The sequence below is a fragment of the Sphingomonas panaciterrae genome (genome assembly GCF_036890205.1).
Classification (GTDB): domain Bacteria; phylum Pseudomonadota; class Alphaproteobacteria; order Sphingomonadales; family Sphingomonadaceae; genus Sphingomonas; species Sphingomonas panaciterrae.
In genome coordinates this window covers 144,742-161,754 of record NZ_JAKNQR010000005.1, presented here as the reverse complement: position 1 = coordinate 161,754, position 17,013 = coordinate 144,742, and the positions used below count along the sequence as shown (strand labels likewise).

Below are 17,013 nucleotides of genomic sequence, written 5' to 3'. Positions count from 1 at the left end.
TAGCGCGATCAGAACGCCGCCATTTAGCGCGAGCGTTTACACAGGATAAGATCCATACCGTTTCCGGAACCACTTTCTTGTTTCCTCTTCGAAATTGGACTGTGCTGATGAGTTTGAGCGATGGTGGCTTCGCTCATACACTACGCGCTACCAGGCCCCTGCCCGTTTCTTAGGCTTAACGTTGTAGCTCAAGACCCCGGGGGCTCAGCCTCCCTTCTCCGGTTCTTGCCGCTGCGCAAATCCCTCGATCTACCTGCCGCCGTCGTGTGGTCGCACGGCATCATCCAAAGACCTATTTAGGCCGTCATGACTAGCCAATCTTCGCCATAAGGCGCCCCGCCGCCCCCTGCTCTGCCGCGAGATTGCGATTATAAGCGAGCGGCATCCGCGGCGACTTCCACCGCAGCGCGTCCATGATGCCGGCCAAATCCTCCCCGCTGGCGAACAGGTCCTGATTGAGCCCGATCCGCGTCGAGTGCGCACTGATCCCCTTCAGCAACCGCGCCAGATCGTCCGCCGTCAAATCGGGCAGCGCGCCACGGTCGAACGCGCGGCCGATGATCGACCGAAAGATTGGTCCGATCGAGCCCGGGTGCAGCGCCACGGTGCCGATGTCATATTCGACGCGCGCCTTCACCGCCGGCTTGGACAGCGTCTTGCGCAGATCCCACGTCTCCCGGCCCGAGATGCTGTCGATCGGCCGACCGCGCACGGCTGCCCGCGCCTTGTAGCGCCGCACCTGCACCCGCCGGAACAGCGGCCCTGTCGTGATCCCCGCCGCTTCGGTCCACGCCGCGATCGCCGCGACGGTGCGCGGGCTGAGGTAGGCGGTCGCCCCGTCCCCGTCTTGATCGCCCTTATGACGCAGAATCTGCAGCAGCCGCGCTTCGGGATCGATCGCCTCCTCAATATGCTCAATGGCGACCGCCACCAGTTCGGAGGCGCGCAGCCCGGTGTCATAAGCGGCCGATAGCAGCGCCCGATCACGCAGCCCCGGCAGATCCTCGCCACAACTCTCGAGCAGCGCGCGGATGTTGAGCCCCCGCGCCTTGTCGCGCTCGACGTCGCGCACCGGGCCCTTGAACCGCAGCGGCCGCGCCTGCTTCTGCGCAGCCCCCTTCTCGCGGCGCACCGTCTGGAGCCGCAGCTTCACCAGCGGCGCCGGCGTCGGATCCTTGAGCTCGAGCAGCTGGTGGATCTTGGCGATCGACGCCTTGTAGCGGGATAGCGAGGCCGGCCGGCTCCCCTTCCCGGCCCGCGCGTCGAGATAATCGGCCACGGTCTCGGGCGTGGCCGGCAGCGCGATCCGGTTGTTGCGCCTACACCACGCATCGAACGCCTCGACGTCGGACTTGAGCGCACGGATGCTATGGGGCGATGAAGCGGCCTGATAGGCGGCGATCAGGCCCTCGTTGACGGTGATGCGCTCGCCGGCGCGCATCTGCACGATCGTCCACGCAAGGTCGGCCGGCGCCCTGACGGCCGGCAGGACAGCCTCAGGCGGCGCTACGGGGATTTCTGGCCCTTCCCGGGCGGTTTCGGTGCTCACGACGCGCCTCGCTCCTCAGCCGCGCTTGTAGCCCACCTTATAAAGAACGGTCAAATCTGCTTATGTGATAACTGCAATTATCGAATGTCCACTTTCGGGAGGTCACGGATGTAGAAACGAACTGCTGACTTTGGTTTCCCGCCATGGCATTGTCGCCATCCTATGACGCGGACAGACAACCTGCGCGCCGACGACAGCCTGCTCCTGCTCGGGCGCCTCGATGGCCGATTGCACGGTAGTCCATGCGCCGACATCTTTCTCGCGCGCTCGCGCCTGGAAGGCGCCACCGTCCTGGCCGGCCTCGCCGGCGTGCCGATCGCGGTGCGCGACCTGCAGGACTGGATCGCCGGCCGCACACCCCCTCCCCGCGCTTCCGAAGGCCTCAACGATCCGATCTCGGTTGCCGCCGTCTTCCACCTTGCGCTCAGCCGCGACGAGGATCTCAAGGATTCGCTCGGCCGCGCCACGCTCAACGTGCTCCGTACGGTACTCGATGACCGCACCGAGGCGAAGGTTTATGCGGCCGAAGACTTGGCGCACTTCGGGCCGATGTGGCGACAGCTGCGAACCGTGGCGGACGCCCCCTTCCCTTCCGGTGACCTCCTCTCTGTCGCCAACCGCATTTTCCAGCTGTTCGCGCTGACCGAACCAGCGGCACCAGGCAGCTGGGATGTCGTCAGCGTCGATGGTCGCGCTCTCGAGCTGCCTCCCCGTGGACGCGATCGAAACTGGCTGATCGCCGCCGCCGTACCGCGGATGCTGTGCCGCGCTGGCTTCACGACCCGCGTGATCCCCTCGTTCATCCTGATGTCCAAGTTTCTGCCCCCCTCCCCCGCCGATCTGGCAGAGACCTTGGCCCAGGCGATCGGTCGGACGGCGCATGCTGGCTTGCGCGACCTCGACGCGATCGAGCGTGCGGCGTCGCGCATCCAGACCGATCTGGCCGTCACGAAGCGGAGCAAGGCCCCTCTCCTTGCCCGCCTGCAGCTTGCCTATCCGGGCCTTCAGCCGGCCGCTGTCGCGCGCCTGTTGAAGGTCACCCCGCAAGGCGCGCGCAAGCTACTCGCCTCACTTGCTCATCCCTCTTGAACCACAGACACCGTGCAATCCAAGCCACAGAACCCTCCGTCCCGGCATCACTTCATCCCGCAGTTCCTCCTCGACCAGTGGAAGGATGGCGACACCCTGCTGCGCTATCGGCGCAATCGGATCGGGGAGATCGAGAGCAGTCCTGCATCACCCAAGAGCGTCTGCTTCGAGCGGGACCTGTACAAGACGATCGGGTTCCCGCCCGAGCATGCCCAGCAGATGGAAACCCTGTTCATGCAGGTGATCGATGACGCTGCGGCCAAGGTTCACGCGCTGCTCCTCGACGGCAAGGTCAACTCGCTCAGCGACGCGCAATGCTCGGATTGGGGCCGGTTCGTCATGTCGCTGTGGTTCCGGACACCGCTGGATATGCGCGGCATGAAGGACGCCGTCGGCGCTCTCGCAAGCGCAGAGGCCGCGAAGTCCGTGCTGCGCGGCGAAGATGGGGCCCTGCCGCCCGAGGCCGTGAGCGCGCTTCAGATGGAAGTCCTGCGCTTGGTCATCGACGACGCGGATCGCGGACGAGCGTTCATCAACATGGACTGGCGCATAATCAAGACGAACAATCGCCGGGAATTGTTCGTCTCCGATTGGCCGCTCGACGTGCCGGTCAGCTTCGCCTGGCTTGGTAGTGCCTCGTCCTATGTCACTCTTCCGATCGGACCGGAGACCCTCTTCGTTGCTGCCGGGTCCACTACGCTGGCAAATCGGATCGTGAGCCTACCCGAGCGAGAACTGATCACGCGGCAGAACCGGTCGACCGTGGGACATGCCCAGGCGTTCGTAGGCGCGAGGACGCGTCAAGCCGGCGACTTCATCCGCGCGAACTTCGGCCTGCGAAGCCGCCACTCCGTGACGCAGAGCACCGCCGACAAATATAAGCGGGACGCCATATAAGGCGGCGACCTCGCCAGACGCCGCGCTCCATCACCCTACGACAGCAGCCCCTCGATCGCCTTCAAAAGCTCGGCGGGCGACGCCTCAGCCTTCGGCGGCACCTTGATCGTCAGCCCCCCTCCCCGCGCCTTCGTATAGCGCAGGATGACCTTGCCCCCCTTGCCGGTGATCTCCTTCTCGGCGGCAGCCTTCACGGCTGGCGCGACAGTCGCCTTCACGAGCCGCTTCGCGACTTCCGGCCCGCTCAGCTTCAAGCCTTTCTGGCTGCGCTCTTCCTCGATGCGTTCAGCCTCTTCGCGCATCTTCGCCAGCGCCTTCGGATCTCCGGTAAGCGGCTTGATGTCACGCGCGACGCGTACCGTGATGTCGTGCGTATCGGAGAACGCCGCGACAACTGGTTCGGGCAAGCGCGCAACGTCGAGAAGCCGGCTCAGCCACGACTTGGAAAGGTTTAAATGCTCGGCCATCTGCGACTGCGAGCCCTCGTAGAACTCCGCGAGCGCCACCGTATATTCCTTGGCCCGCTCCCAATCCGAGATGTCCTTACGCGAGCGGTTCTCGACATCTGAAACCCGGAACGCCTCCTCGTCCGTGACACTCTGGATCGTCACCAGATACTCGAACTCCGGGTGGTGATGCGCTCGCAGCCATTTCACCGTCCACCAACGGCGGACGCCGGCGATGATCTCGAAGTCGAAGTTCGGGTCATCTTTCAGACGCCGAACGATAGCGGGGATCCGTTGCTTCTTGGCGGAGAGGAAGGAGTCGATGAGATCGCGGCAGCTATCTTCGTTCAAATGATCCAGATCGCGATTGTGCATCCGCCATGGGCGGCACCGCTCCGGATCGACCCACTCCGTCCGGTCGGCGACCGTTTTCCCCGTCGCGATGCGCGCGAGCGTCTGGCTGCGACTTGCCATGATGCCGTCCGCAGGGGTCGCCTTATCGAGGTTCTCCTCGTCGTCGAGCCCCTCTGTGAACATCGAGCCGAAGCCCTTGTTGCCCTTGCTCATCGGCCCGTTTCTCCTTCTCTCTTGCCCTCGCCGACGGGTGCCAACAGGCCAGAGTTGCCACGTGGCAACTGCGCCGCCCCCAGGCGCTTGCACTGACGTTCCTGCCGTGTGCGATCTGACATGGTATTCCTACCTAACATATTGCTTCTATTGGGTTCTTCCACTTTGTTGTCACGTGGCAACTCGGTGATCCGGCTTCGTCTCACTCCCCGATTGCCCGTGCTCGCCGACGTGAGAAATATCGGAGTTGCCACGTGGCAACTCTCCCTAAATTCGGCCCCCTGCCCTGCTCGCCCAGGTGCGCAGAACGTCCTGCTCAATATCCTGGCAAACGTCGCTGAGATGCTTCATGCAGCGGTTGTAGACCTCGTGCGACGTGACGGGCTTGTCGAGTTCGAAAACGGTTTTCATCCTGGAGCTGGCATTGTCGATTTCGGCGCTGGTGACCATCACCGACTGCGTCATTGAGCCACCGAAGACCTGCCGCATCATCGACAGTATCTCCCGGTGCATCGACTTGCTCTCGTCCACGCGGCTGCCGACCAGCCGGATGAAGTTGTAGGCCGGCCTTCCCCGCCCCGCGAGTTGCTCGAGCTGCTTCATCGTCGTTCGCGTCATGTCGATGAAAGATACCGTCGAGGCGAAGTCGACAAGGCTCGGCGGCACCGGAATGACCATGCAGTTAGCGGCCTGGAGCACAGCCATCGACACCATGCCCAATGCCGGCGGCGGGTCCATGATCACGACGTCATAGTCATCGACCACCTCATCAATGGCCTGCGCGATCAGGTCGATGATCTCCATGTTCTGATTTCGCGCCATGTGCCCGGCGATCTCATACTCGAGATTATAAAGTCGCAGGTTCGACGGGATCAGGTGGAGGTTGTGAAAGTGCGTCTTGCGGATAATCTTGCGAACGCCAAGCAGCTCCGGATTGTGAAAATGCCCGTAAAGCGTGTCTTCCTCGTCGAGGTCCACGTCGGGGCGATAGCCGAACATCATGGTTGAAGACGCCTGGCTGTCGCAGTCGATGAACAGGACCCGGTAGCCCTTGATGGCAAAATGCTGGGCGAGATGCAGCGCGATCGTCGACTTGCCGACGCCCCCCTTGAAGTTGCAGACCGAGATGATCGCCGGGGTATCGGTTGGCTCGCGCCAGGGACGCGTTCCAAACACCTCGCGCATATGATCAAGCTCTTCGAGCGTATACTGCAGCCTATGCCCGGAGCCCGTCCGCCCTCGAGCGGGGAGGCGGCCGTCGCGCTCCGCTTCCCGGACAGCAGATGCCGTCCGCCCGACCAGTGCAGCAGCTTTCGAAATCGGGAAGGTCGGACCCTTCTTCTGACCGGTTTCGGGATCAACCGCGCTGTCACGAATGCGCTTGAGGATCGTCAACGACTTTCTGTGGAGCACGTCCAGACCACCTTCGATGAGGTCGTCCGGCTGTGCTAGGGAGGGGTCGGTAGCCATCTCAGTCCGCTTCTGTGGGTTTGATGCGCCATGATAGCCACGTTGGCAGTTTCGAGCAAGGAAATGGCCACCAGACTTACAAGTTGACCGATGATCTCCGAGCCCCTTGCGCATGTGCGCGCTTTCTGGCCAATCGGCGGCGGCTGCGACCGATGATCTCCGTGCCTTTGCGTGTTGCTGCAAAGTCTGGCGCTGGGATTGTGGCGACAAACGGCTACCTGTGGATAACCACCGATGATCTCGGTACTTTGCGATGATCTCGGTGCGTATCAGCGATGATCTCGGTGCGAGCCGACCGATGATCTCAGAGCCCATACCTATTACTAGAATCACCCTATAAAAAACCGATTCGCGAATCGTTTTGATTTTTCGATTTTGGGTGAAGGAGGGCAGGGGGAGGGCGCAGAACGGCACCGACATCATCGGTGTTTCTGCAACTCTCGCGGCCTTTTCCCCTCCCAAACTGCCAACGGGGTTGATTTCACGCCTCAAACCTGTTGAGACATGCCCATCACAGCCCCCGGTCGATTCGGGGGGAAGGGCAGACCATGAATGGGGATCAGCATAGGCCGCTGGGGCATCAGTACGCACTAGCAATGCTCAACGGCGGCGAGGAGAGCGTCCGCAAGCTCGCCACCACCGCCGGCACCCAGCTCACCTTGGACGCATTCCTGCGCGTCCAGGACGAAGAACCGGTTCCTGCCTTCCTCCACTCCGCGCTTTGTGCGATGTCGCTGCCAACCAAGCGGCCCAAGGACGACACTCAGCCCATCGTCCGTGAGGACGGCAAATATGCGCTGGCCATCAATCCCAGGCCAGTGCTTCAGAATGTCGACGGCAAGTCCGTCATGCGAAGCCTTGGTGTGCCTTATGGCGCCTATCCACGCGTTGCCCTGATCTACCTCCTCTCTCAGGCGGTCATGAAGCAATCGCGGGACGTTTATCTTGGCCGCAATTTCACCGAGTGGATGCGCCGCCTTGGCTACCAGACCGTGTCTTATGGACCACGCGGGACGGCCAACCTGATGCGAGAGCAGGTGGATCGGCTGCTGGCGTGCGAGTGGCAGATCCGCTGGGACGGCACCGACACGGAAGACAACGCCTTCGCTGTCCGGGACGTCAAGATTTCCAACGAATATGCCGGTTCGCTCGACAAGAACGGCTCATTCGCGCGCGAAATCCGTATGTCCGAGGCGTTCTACTCGCACCTCATCGACCATGCCGTGCCACTCAATGAGATCGCCATCCGCGAGCTCAAGGGTACGCCAACGGCGCTCGATCTCTACACTTACCTTGCCTACCGACTCCCGCGGATTGGATCCGACAAGGGCCAGGTTATCTCATGGGACCAGCTCGCCAAGCACCTTGGCAACGAGGCCGACAGCAAGCGCTTCCGACAGACCGTCCGCGAAACCATGCAGATCGTGTCGGCGGTCTATCCCAACGCAAATGTCGATCTCTCCGGGCGGAAGGTCATTCTTCATCCGTCACCGGCACCGCTGGAGCGCAAGCTCGTGGGGCCGCACCTTCGACTCGTCGGGGGCGAGGCTCCGAAAACGGCACCGAGATCATCGGTCAAACCGGCCCATGCAGCGAAGTCCGCGCCCGCGAAGGACGATGCGCCGACTCTTCCGTTCCCCGCCGGGTCTCTCTCATACGGCACGCGTGAGGCCGTCTTCCGCCAGATCGCGCTGACCAAGGGCCATCCGTGGTCAGTGGATGACATGGCGGCTGCATTCCGCAAGGGATGCCCCGATTTTAGCCGGCCGCGCACCGATTCAGAGTGGCTGCGGATCTGGGAGAAGTTCGTCGTCGCCTATGCTGAACGCCGCGCGAATCGAAGCGACGACTAACCGATGATCTCCGAGCCGTTCGCGTTGAGGCGAGCGCAGGCTGAATCTGTCTCCAAGTCTCAGACCGACCGAAAAGAGGAAAGGAGGGGCCGAGCGTGTAAGCAGGAGGTAGAATTATGCCGCTTACAGCCAGACGGCCATCGCAGGAGATAGTCGACATTGTCGGGGCCCTGGGCGGCACGTGGAGCGGCAATGTCGCGATGTGCCGCTGTCCCGCACACAGCGATCGCGATCCAAGCTTGTCGATTCGGCAAGGGGATCGCGGCATTCTCGTCACCTGTTTCGCAGGATGCTCGCGCGAAGACGTCCTGCGTGAACTGCGCCTTGTTCGCCCGGGTCGCCATTATCCGCCACCCGCCTTGGCGGACTCGCCGCGGCCGATGAACGTCGAAAGAATCTGGAATGAGGCGGTCGACGTTCCGGGCACCCTTGCCGAGCGCTACCTCCAGTGCCGGAACCTCCTCCCACCACCACGCGATCTTCGCTTCCATCCGCGTTGCCCTTACCTGCCCAAGCCGAAGACGATCTTCGAACCCGCTCTCCTGGTAGCGGTGCGCGAGGGAAACCGTCTGGTCGCAATTCAACGCATATTCCTGAACCCCGACACCGCCCATTACACGCGCAAGGTCATGCTTGGCGCCCCGGGGCACGGCGCTTGGCGGGGCGGGGCAGGGGGCAACACCCTTGCCATCGCCGAGGGCTTTGAGACGGCCGACGCTTTCGCGCGCCTGAGCAACCTCCCGTGCTGGGCTTCACTCGGCGCACGTCGGCTCAACCAGCTCGTCATTCCGCCCACGGTCACAACGCTCCTGGTCGCCGAGGACAACGATTCCGAAGGGCACAGGGCAGCCGAAAGTGCCCAAGCGCATTACGCCCGGTCGGGCCTCATCATCGAACGCGCGCCCCCGCCGCCAATCTACAAGGATTGGGCAAAGGCGCTCGATGCCCGAGCGCAGCAGAGCCGCGTCTAGGCGCGAAGCGCCGGAGGAGAGGGGAGGGGGATCGAAAGGGTGTCGCTGCCGAGGGTGCAGCCCACTCTGGAGACCACACCCATGTCCGATCTCTTCGAAGCGGCCGCCCAGGCTGAGCGCGAGGCCGTGCGCCTCCTTCTACCCCGTCTGCGCTCCGACGAGGCCATTCAGCGTCGTCACCTCAACGACGCGATGACCAAGGCCTTCGGCGGTTCTGATGCCGACGGTCGCTGGACACAACGCGCCAGCTTTGAACTCCTCGAGCATGCCCTTGCCATCCATCTTCAGTCGAGCGCCCAAAAAATTGCGGCGTTCGGCGACGTCCGCGCGCTGATCGATTTGTCCGATCGCCTGCCCACTCAGACGGTTCGCAGCGAGGATCAGATCGAATGGCAGCAATTCTCGACACCTGTCGACATCGCTGCGGTTATGACGCTTCTCGCCAACGTCCAGCCCGACGACATCGTGCTCGAGCCGAGCGCGGGTAACGGCCTATTGGTCGCGCAGCTCCGTCACGTCGAATCGCTCCATCTGAACGAGCTCGATCCGCTCCGCCGTGGCCGATTGAAGGCGGCTTTCCCCTCAGCATCGATCACCGGGCACGATGGTGCGACCATCAATTCCACCCTCGCAAGCGTCGATCGACCAACCCTCATCCTGATGAACCCGCCCTTTTCGAGGTCGGTCGGCCGCGGCGCCGACGACTATGCCGCAGTCCGTCATCTGCAAGCGGCGCTGCGCCGTCTTCAACCGGGCGGCCGGCTCGTTGCCATCATGCCCGATTGGTTTGGCCCGAGCGCACGCATGCGTGAGCAATATGAGACGATCCTGCGCGACGTGAGCGTCCTGGCGGCCGTCCGTCTCGAGAAGTGCTACCTGAAGCATGGGACTTCGATCGCCGTGCGGTTGTTTGTCATCGACAAGGTCCCCGGCCGGTCGCCCCCCGCGCTCATCCAGCGTTCGTCCGTTGCCGAGCTGCTCGATATCCTGATCATCCCCGAACGATCGTCGGCGAAGCCCGATCGCGGAGCGTCGGCGCCGAAGCGCTCAGGTGGAGTTTCGCTCTTCCGGGCCGTCAAAAGCAGCCGTCCGGCGCCCCGCGCCTACCATGCCCCGGCACGCAACCACGTGCTCCCCGTCGAATATGCGAAACTTGAGACGCCGGCGCCGCTGCTCGAGCAGAGCGGCGTCTATCTTCCATATCGACCGAGCCGTATCAGCTTCGCGAGCGCTGGCGAGCATCCAACGCCGCTCGTCGAATCTGTCGCCATGGGCTCGATCCCGGCGCCGGTCCCAGAGTATGTGCCGGCGCTGCCCGAGCGCACCGTCGCCGAGCGGCTGCTCTCCGCCTCCCAACTCGAGACGGTCGTCTACGCGGGGCATGCCTGGACCCAGTGGATCCCAGGCACTTTCAGACCCGACAAGGAGGGTGTCGGCCTCGTGCTGGCCGAAGACGGCCATTCCTATCGTAAGGGCTTCTTCCTGGGCGACGGCACGGGGGCGGGGAAGGGTCGTCAAATCGCGGCCTGCATCCTCGACAACTGGCTCCAGGGCCGCCGCCGCAACATCTGGGTCTCGAAGAATGCGCCGCTCCTCGAAGACGCGCGACGCGACTGGACGGCCCTTGGCGGCCTTAACGGCGACATTCAGCCCATCTCCAACTGGAAGATCGATGAGCCGATCAGCCTCGACCAGGGCGTGCTGTTCGTCAGCTATCCGACGCTGCGTTCGATGCGTGGTGACTACGGTCGCCTGAAGCAGCTGGTTGACTGGGCCGGGGCCGATTTTGACGGTGTCATCGCCTTCGACGAGGCCCACGAGATGGGCGGCGTTGCGGGTGGGGAGGGCGCTCTCGGCACCAAGGATGGATCCCAGCAGGGAATCTGCGGCGTGCTCCTCCAGAACCAATTGCCCGCGGCCCGCGTCCTCTATGCTTCAGCCACCGGCGCCTCTGTCGTCAACAACCTCGCTTATGCGGTCCGACTGGGGCTCTGGGGCCCAGGGACCGCCTTCCCCGACCGGGAGCAGTTCATCAGCAGCATCAGCAAAGGCGGGATCGCCGCGATGGAGCTGGTCGCGCGCGATCTCAAGGCCACCGGCCTCTACATGGCCCGCGCACTGAGCTTCGCAGGTGTCGAATATGACATTCTGCGCCATGAGCTGACCGCCGCGCAGATCGAGATCTACGACACCTATGCGGACGCGTGGTCGATCATTCACCAGAACTTGGAGAAGGCGCTCGAACTGACCGGCATCGTCGATGCGCTTGAGAACGCGACTTTGAACAGCGGCGCCAAGGCATCCGCGCGCTCGCGGTTCGAGTCCACGAAGCAGCGCTTTTTCGGACAGGTTCTGCTCTCCATGAAGCTCCCCACCGTCATCGCCGCGGTCCACGAGCATCTCGCCGCGGGGCAGTCAGTCGTGATGCAGCTCGTCACGACGGCCGAGTCCATTCTTGACCGGAGACTAGGCGCGCTCAGCCCCGACGACCGCGCGGACCTCGAGATCGACCTCTCGCCCCGGGAATATATGATCGACTATCTGGAGCGCGCTTTCCCGACCCGTCAGATGCGGATCTTCACCGACGAGACCGGCGCGCAGCGCTCGGTTCCGATGGAAGACGAGGCGGGCAACCCCGTCTACAATCCCGAGGCCGAAGCGGCGCGGGCCCAGCTCATCGAGAATCTCTGCGCCCTTCCGCCGATCATGTCGGCGCTGGAGGGCATCCTCGAGCATTTCGGTCACGATAATGTTGCGGAGGTGACCGGGCGCACGAAGCGCCTCGTCTCGACCGGCGATGGACGGCAGAAGCTCGAAAGTCGCTCGACCAGGACCAGTCAGGCCGAGGCCGCCGCGTTCATGCAGGGTCGCAAGCGGATCCTCGTCTTCTCCGATGCGGGCGGCACTGGGCGCTCCTATCACGCCTCTCGAGACGTCCCCAATCAGCAGCAGCGCGTTCATCTCCTGCTCGAACCCGGCTGGCGGGCCGATCGCGCGATTCAGGGCCTTGGCCGGACCCATCGCACCCATCAGGCGAGCACACCCCTGTTCAGGCCGGTGACGACCGACTGCAAGGGCGAGCTCCGTTTCACGAGCACGATCGCCCGCCGGCTCGACAGCCTGGGCGCGCTCACCCGCGGTCAACGCCAGACGGGTGGTCAGAACCTGTTCGATCCCGCCGACAATCTCGAAAGTGAATATGCCTGCGCGGCCCTGGTGAGCTGGTTTCATCTGCTCGTCGGAGGGAAGCTGACCAGCGTCTCCCGTGCCGAGTTCGAGAAGCGCACCGGTCTCGAGCTCTGCGACAAGGACGGCGTCATGAAGGACGACCTCCCGCCGATCCAGCGGTGGCTCAACCGCATCCTGGCGCTGCCGATCGCGCTGCAGAACAAGATCTTCGACGAGTTCCTCGCACTCGTCGAGACGCGCGTATCGGCCGCGCGCGAGGCCGGACGGCTCGATGTCGGCGTTGAAACCATCCTGGTCGATACGGCGACCCTCATAGACGACACCGTGCTGCGCACCGACCCGGTCAGTGGCGCGACCTCTCATCTGCTCACGATCGAGATCGCTCGGCGGCGGACGCCGGTCTCCCTTGAGCGGGTCCTGCGCATCGCCGACAATGACGGCACCGCCGATTATCTGATGAACGCCAAGTCCGGGATGGTTGCGCTGCAGACCCGCGCCCGCGCCCTCATGGAGGAGAAGGAGGGCACACCGATCCCGCGGTTCGAACTCATCCGTCCCACGCGGCGCGAATATATGCGCGAGCAAGAGCTGTTCGAAAGCGCCTGGAGCCCCATCGATCGCCAGCTCTTCTCCGAGAAGTGGCTGGAAGAAGCACAGGAGGCGGCCAACAAAGTCGATACGGAAACGATCCGCCTTGCGACGGGCCTCCTTCTCCCGATCTGGTCCGCGCTTCCCAACGACCACCTCGTCGTCAATCGCATCGCGGACAAGGAGGGCAACAGTTGGCTCGGCCGCCTGGTGTTTGACGATCACGTCGTGCAGCTCTTCACGAAGCTCGGCCTGGACCGGACCGACAATCTCCCGCCCACCGACCTCGTGAAATCCGCGCTGACCGGCCGGAGCGTCGATCTGGCACGGCCGTTCCCGATGTGCATCAAGCGCTCCCTCGTGAACGGATCACCCCGGATCGAGCTGGTGGGTGCGCCGCCGGCGCAGCTCGCCTGGCTCAAGTCGATCGGATGCTTCACCGAGGTGATCCAGTACCGGACCAGGGTCTTCGTGCCGGTACCGACGGCAGCCGAGATCGTCGGGCGGATCGTCTCGGGCTCGCCCTGACCGGTCTTCCGGCGATGAGGACGGTCCGATCGGCACGCGCGCACGGCGTACTTCTAAGCGACCTCAGGCACGCCTGAGAGAGAGGGAAGGGGGAGCTGGGGTGGTGTTCGGAAATACCCGAACGCCAGAAGGAGTTACCCCTGTGATCCAGACCATCAAGCTCAACAAGCTGCGCCTGTCTCCGATCAACGTGCGCACCGCCCCGGACGAGCAGCTCCAGATCGAACCCATGGCCGCGAGCATCGAGGCCAAGGGCGTGCTGCAGAACCTTCTCGTCACGCCCGCCAAGAAGCCGCGCGGCACCTTCGAAGTGTTCGACGGCGGCCGTCGCTGGCGTGCGTTGCGCCTCCTCGCCGAGCGTGGCACCATCTCCGAGACCGATTTCGATGTTCCGGTCATGGTGCTGACCGGCGACGATGCCGAGCTGTCCGAGACGTCGACCGCGACCAACTTCCACCAGCTCAAGATGACGCCGGCCGAGGAATGCCGCGCGTTCCAGCACTTCATCGGCACCACGGGCGATATCGACGCGGTCGCCAAACGCTTTGGCGTGACCCGCCGCTTCGTCGAGGGGCGGCTGCGCCTGGCCTCGCTTGCGGAGCCGATCTTCGAGGCGCTCAGCAAGGGTGCGATCACGCTCGACATCGCCAAGGCCTATGCGTCGACCGAGAACCAGGAGAAGCAGCTTCTGGTTTGGAACAGCTATCAGTCGAGCCACGTCACGGCCGACACCATCCGCCGCGTGATCGCCAACGAGACGCTGAAGGCGAGCGACCCGATCGCGGTGCTGGTCGGCGAGGCGCGGTATCGCGACGCCGGCGGCAAGATCGATGGGGATCTTTTCACCGACGGCAATGACCGCTGGGTCGATCCCGAAATCGCTCACCGCCTCGCCGGCGAGATCATGGAAGCCGAGGCCGCACGCATCGGCCAAGAGACCGGTCTTGCCTGGATCCGCCCGATCGCGAGCAACTACGCGCACAACGCGGCGCACGGACTCTATCGCGCGATCCTGCAGCAGCCTCCGCTCACCGACGAACAAGCCGCGCGCCTCGCGGAGATCGAGGAGCGCCGGTCCGTCATCGAGGCCGAGATGCAGGACGAGGAGCTCGACGACGAGGCGTTTAAGCTGCTCGACCAGGAGGACGATCGTCTGATCGCCGAGGCCGAGGCCATCGAGAACCGCGCGCCGGTCCTGCCGGAGGAAATGAAGGCTCATGTCGGCGCCTTCCTTCTCCTCACCCCGCAGGGCGAGATGCGGCTCGACAGCCAATATTACAGCGAGCAGGAGCTCGTCATCGACGAGCCCGGCGACGAGGACCACGACGACGGCGAGGACGGAGAGTCGACGCGCGGTGGCGCCCGCATCGGCGGCAATGCCTCGTCCGAGCCGAAGTACCGGCCCGAGGCCGTGGCGCCCGGCGGCAAGCCGCTCAGCGCCCGGCTCTACGACGAACTGGCGGTCCAGCGGCGCGACATTCTGGCGTCCTGCATCATGGCGCAGCCGGCGCTCGCGCTCGACTATGCGCTGTTCGTCATGGTCGACGCCCGGACCAACTCGGCGTCCCGCTACCTCAGCTCCGTGAAGTACGGCACGACCATCCGGGCCAGCGCGCCGCAGGATCCCGCCTCTGGCGACATTCCGGGCTCGCGCGCGCGCGATTATCTGGCCGAGGCGAAGGACGGTCTCGACGCCGCCTGGACGGAGCACGAGTGCGAGGTTGCGCGGTTCGAGGCCTTTCGCGCGCTCGACGACGACACCAAGGCCAACTGGCTCGCCTACATCGTCGCGATGTCGCTCGAGGCGAAGCCGGGTTGGTCGAACGAGCAGATCAAGCTTCACAATCGGCTTGCATCGATCCTCGAGATCGACGTCGCGAGCTGGTGGCGGCCGACCTCGGAGAACTTCTTCGACCGCGTGAACAAGGGCAGCATCCTCACGCTGCTCACCGAAATCGGCGGGCCGGCGCTGACCGTCCGTCATACCTCGCTCAAGAAGACCGAAATATCGGAAAGCTGCCAGAAGCTCTTTGCGGGCGATGCGATCGTCGAGCCGGAGGTCAAGGAGGCGGCACTCGCCTGGGTGCCTAACGCGATGCGCTTCCTCGACGCCGCCACCGAAGCGCCGGCTGACCCGACCGAGGCCGATGACGGCGAAGGCGAGGCCAATGAGGTCGAGCCTTCGGACGGGGAGGGCGAACCCAGCGCCGATCACGAGACGCTCGAACCCGCGGACGCCTGAAGCGCGCTCCATCTCCTGAGCGACAGACCGCCGGTGCTCCTTCGCGCCGGCGGTCTTCCCTTGCCCAAACCACGGGACCAACGGTCATGCGCAGCAAACAGAAGCCGAGCCGCGACGCCGCGGCCGAGATCACCGACCTCATCATCCGCAAGCTCGAAGAGGGCGTCGCACCCTGGAGCCGCCCCTGGCGGGTCACCGGCGCCGGCGGGCGACCGCTTCGGCATTGCGGCACGCCCTATACGGGGATCAATGTCCTCTACCTTTGGGCAATTGCCGATGTGCGCGGCTATCGGTCGCGCTACTGGATGACATACCGCCAGGCCGAGGCGCTGGGCGCCAACGTCCGCCGGGGCGAGCAAGGCTCGCTCTCGGTCTATTATTCGAGCTTCAAGAAAACGGAGTCCGACCCCGTCACCGGCGCGGAGACCGAGCGCAGCATCCGCTTCCTACGCCACTACATCGTCTTCAACGCCGACCAGATCGATGGCCTGCCGGCCTATTTCTATCCGGCTGACGAAGATCCTACGCCGGTCGATCCTTCGGCGCGCCAATCCGCGATCGACGCCTTCTTCGAGCCGATTCCTGCCGAGGTGCGGCACGGCGGCGACCGCGCCTATTTTCACCCCACGTTCGATTATATCCAGATGCCGCATCAGCGCTCGTTCAAGTCGATGGACCACTATGCCTCGACCCGAGCCCATGAAACCGTTCATTGGTCCGGAGGCACGGCGCGGCTCGCCCGGACATTCGGCAAGCGGTTCGGTGACCAAGCTTATAGTTTCGAGGAACTCGTGGCCGAGATCGGGAGTGGCCTCGTCTGCGCGCACCTCGGCCTGCCCAATGAACTCCACGACAATCATGCAAGCTATGTGGGCCATTGGCTCGGCATCCTGCGCGCCGACAAGACCGCGATCATTCACGCGGCATCCAAGGCCGAGCAGGCCTTCAATTATCTGTGCGGGTTTGCGGACGACCAGATCAGTCCGGCCGAGTCCGCGCCCCTCGAGGCCGTCGAGCCGCTGGCCGAAGCCGCCTGACCCCACTTCCTCTTCGCCAAGGAGACCAGCCATGGGATGGCTGACCATGCCGTTCGCCTCGATGGGCGGACATCCGACTGCCAAGGCCTATCTCGACGCGCAATTCACCTACACGCGCGATGTCGAGGGCGGGACGAAGGGACTGAGGATCCTCGCCTCGTCCTGCCCCAAGAACCGCACCTATTACGCCGCTGCCCAAGTCCTGACGAATGGCATCGGGGGCGAGATCTTCGCGATCGTCTGCAAGGTCCTCTGGAGCCCCAACAGCAAGACCGGCGAAAATTTCGGCTACAAAGACAGTGCGCCGTTGCGGCGCTGAAATGGAGTATCAGTGATGATGAGGTAAGTTGAGAATGCCTCTGCTCGCCGGACTAACCTCGGGCCTCACAAGGTCTGAAATCCCGAAAGGGACGGGGAACAATAGCATGTTCGGAAAAGGCCAGATGCGTCTTAGTCGCAAATGGAGGCGATGACGGTCAGGGCAAGGTGCGTATGGTGAAGGCTACACTGCTTAAATCCCAGTCTGCAGCAATCTATATAGCGATACTGGCGAAAGCGACTGTCACGCCAGGTCCGGATGATGACAG

General features: G+C 63.8%; 10 protein-coding genes and 1 pseudogene. 8 read left to right on the top strand and 3 right to left on the bottom strand.

All coding sequences use genetic code 11. The features are described from left to right. Positions 1 to 310: 310 nt before the first annotated feature. Positions 311 to 1,549, bottom strand: a complete 1,239-nt coding sequence (locus L8F96_RS13790) for a site-specific integrase (protein ID WP_046407195.1) — start codon at positions 1,547 to 1,549, stop codon at positions 311 to 313. 162 nt (positions 1,550 to 1,711) lie between these two features. On the opposite strand from L8F96_RS13790, the gene L8F96_RS13785 reads away from it, so the two are divergent. Continuing rightward, complete coding sequence (locus L8F96_RS13785) at positions 1,712 to 2,638, top strand: hypothetical protein (protein ID WP_007406383.1); 927 nt, start codon at positions 1,712 to 1,714, stop codon at positions 2,636 to 2,638. Positions 2,639 to 2,650: 12 nt separating this feature from the next. Further along, entirely contained in the window at positions 2,651 to 3,535 is an 885-nt protein-coding gene (locus L8F96_RS13780; protein WP_037456194.1) for a DUF4238 domain-containing protein, read from the top strand. A 35-nt stretch (positions 3,536 to 3,570) separates the two neighbouring features. On the opposite strand, the gene L8F96_RS13775 is transcribed toward L8F96_RS13780, so the two are convergent. Next, entirely contained in the window at positions 3,571 to 4,548 is a 978-nt protein-coding gene (locus tag L8F96_RS13775; protein ID WP_007406427.1) for a ParB/RepB/Spo0J family partition protein, read from the bottom strand. Positions 4,549 to 4,815: 267 nt separating this feature from the next. Next, positions 4,816 to 6,018, bottom strand: a complete 1,203-nt coding sequence (locus L8F96_RS13770) for an AAA family ATPase (RefSeq protein ID WP_037456192.1) — start codon at positions 6,016 to 6,018, stop codon at positions 4,816 to 4,818. A 548-nt stretch (positions 6,019 to 6,566) separates the two neighbouring features. Between L8F96_RS13770 and L8F96_RS13765 the strand changes: the two genes are divergently transcribed. From L8F96_RS13765 to L8F96_RS13740, 6 genes and pseudogenes are all read left to right on the top strand, one after another. Beyond that, positions 6,567 to 7,871 (top strand): replication protein RepA, encoded by a 1,305-nt coding sequence (locus L8F96_RS13765; protein WP_037456189.1) that lies wholly within the window; start codon positions 6,567 to 6,569, stop codon positions 7,869 to 7,871. Between the two features lie 116 nt (positions 7,872 to 7,987). Beyond that, positions 7,988 to 8,842: a DUF7146 domain-containing protein gene (locus L8F96_RS13760; protein ID WP_037569604.1), complete on the top strand. Its 855-nt coding sequence runs from the start codon at positions 7,988 to 7,990 to the stop codon at positions 8,840 to 8,842. An 81-nt stretch (positions 8,843 to 8,923) separates the two neighbouring features. Next, the gene (locus tag L8F96_RS13755; RefSeq protein ID WP_126002771.1) at positions 8,924 to 13,147 is read left to right on the top strand and encodes a strawberry notch-like NTP hydrolase domain-containing protein; all 4,224 of its coding nucleotides are present in this window, start codon (positions 8,924 to 8,926) and stop codon (positions 13,145 to 13,147) included. Between the two features lie 142 nt (positions 13,148 to 13,289). Further along, on the top strand, positions 13,290 to 15,389 hold the full coding sequence (locus L8F96_RS13750; protein WP_334656290.1) for a ParB/RepB/Spo0J family partition protein: 2,100 nt from the start codon (positions 13,290 to 13,292) through the stop codon (positions 15,387 to 15,389). A gap of 86 nt (positions 15,390 to 15,475) precedes the next feature. Continuing rightward, on the top strand, positions 15,476 to 16,426 hold the full coding sequence (locus L8F96_RS13745) for an ArdC family protein (RefSeq protein ID WP_066521747.1): 951 nt from the start codon (positions 15,476 to 15,478) through the stop codon (positions 16,424 to 16,426). A 31-nt stretch (positions 16,427 to 16,457) separates the two neighbouring features. After that, a pseudogene (locus L8F96_RS13740) lies at positions 16,458 to 16,724 on the top strand (DUF6927 domain-containing protein); the annotation flags it as partial. Positions 16,725 to 17,013: the final 289 nt, after the last annotated feature.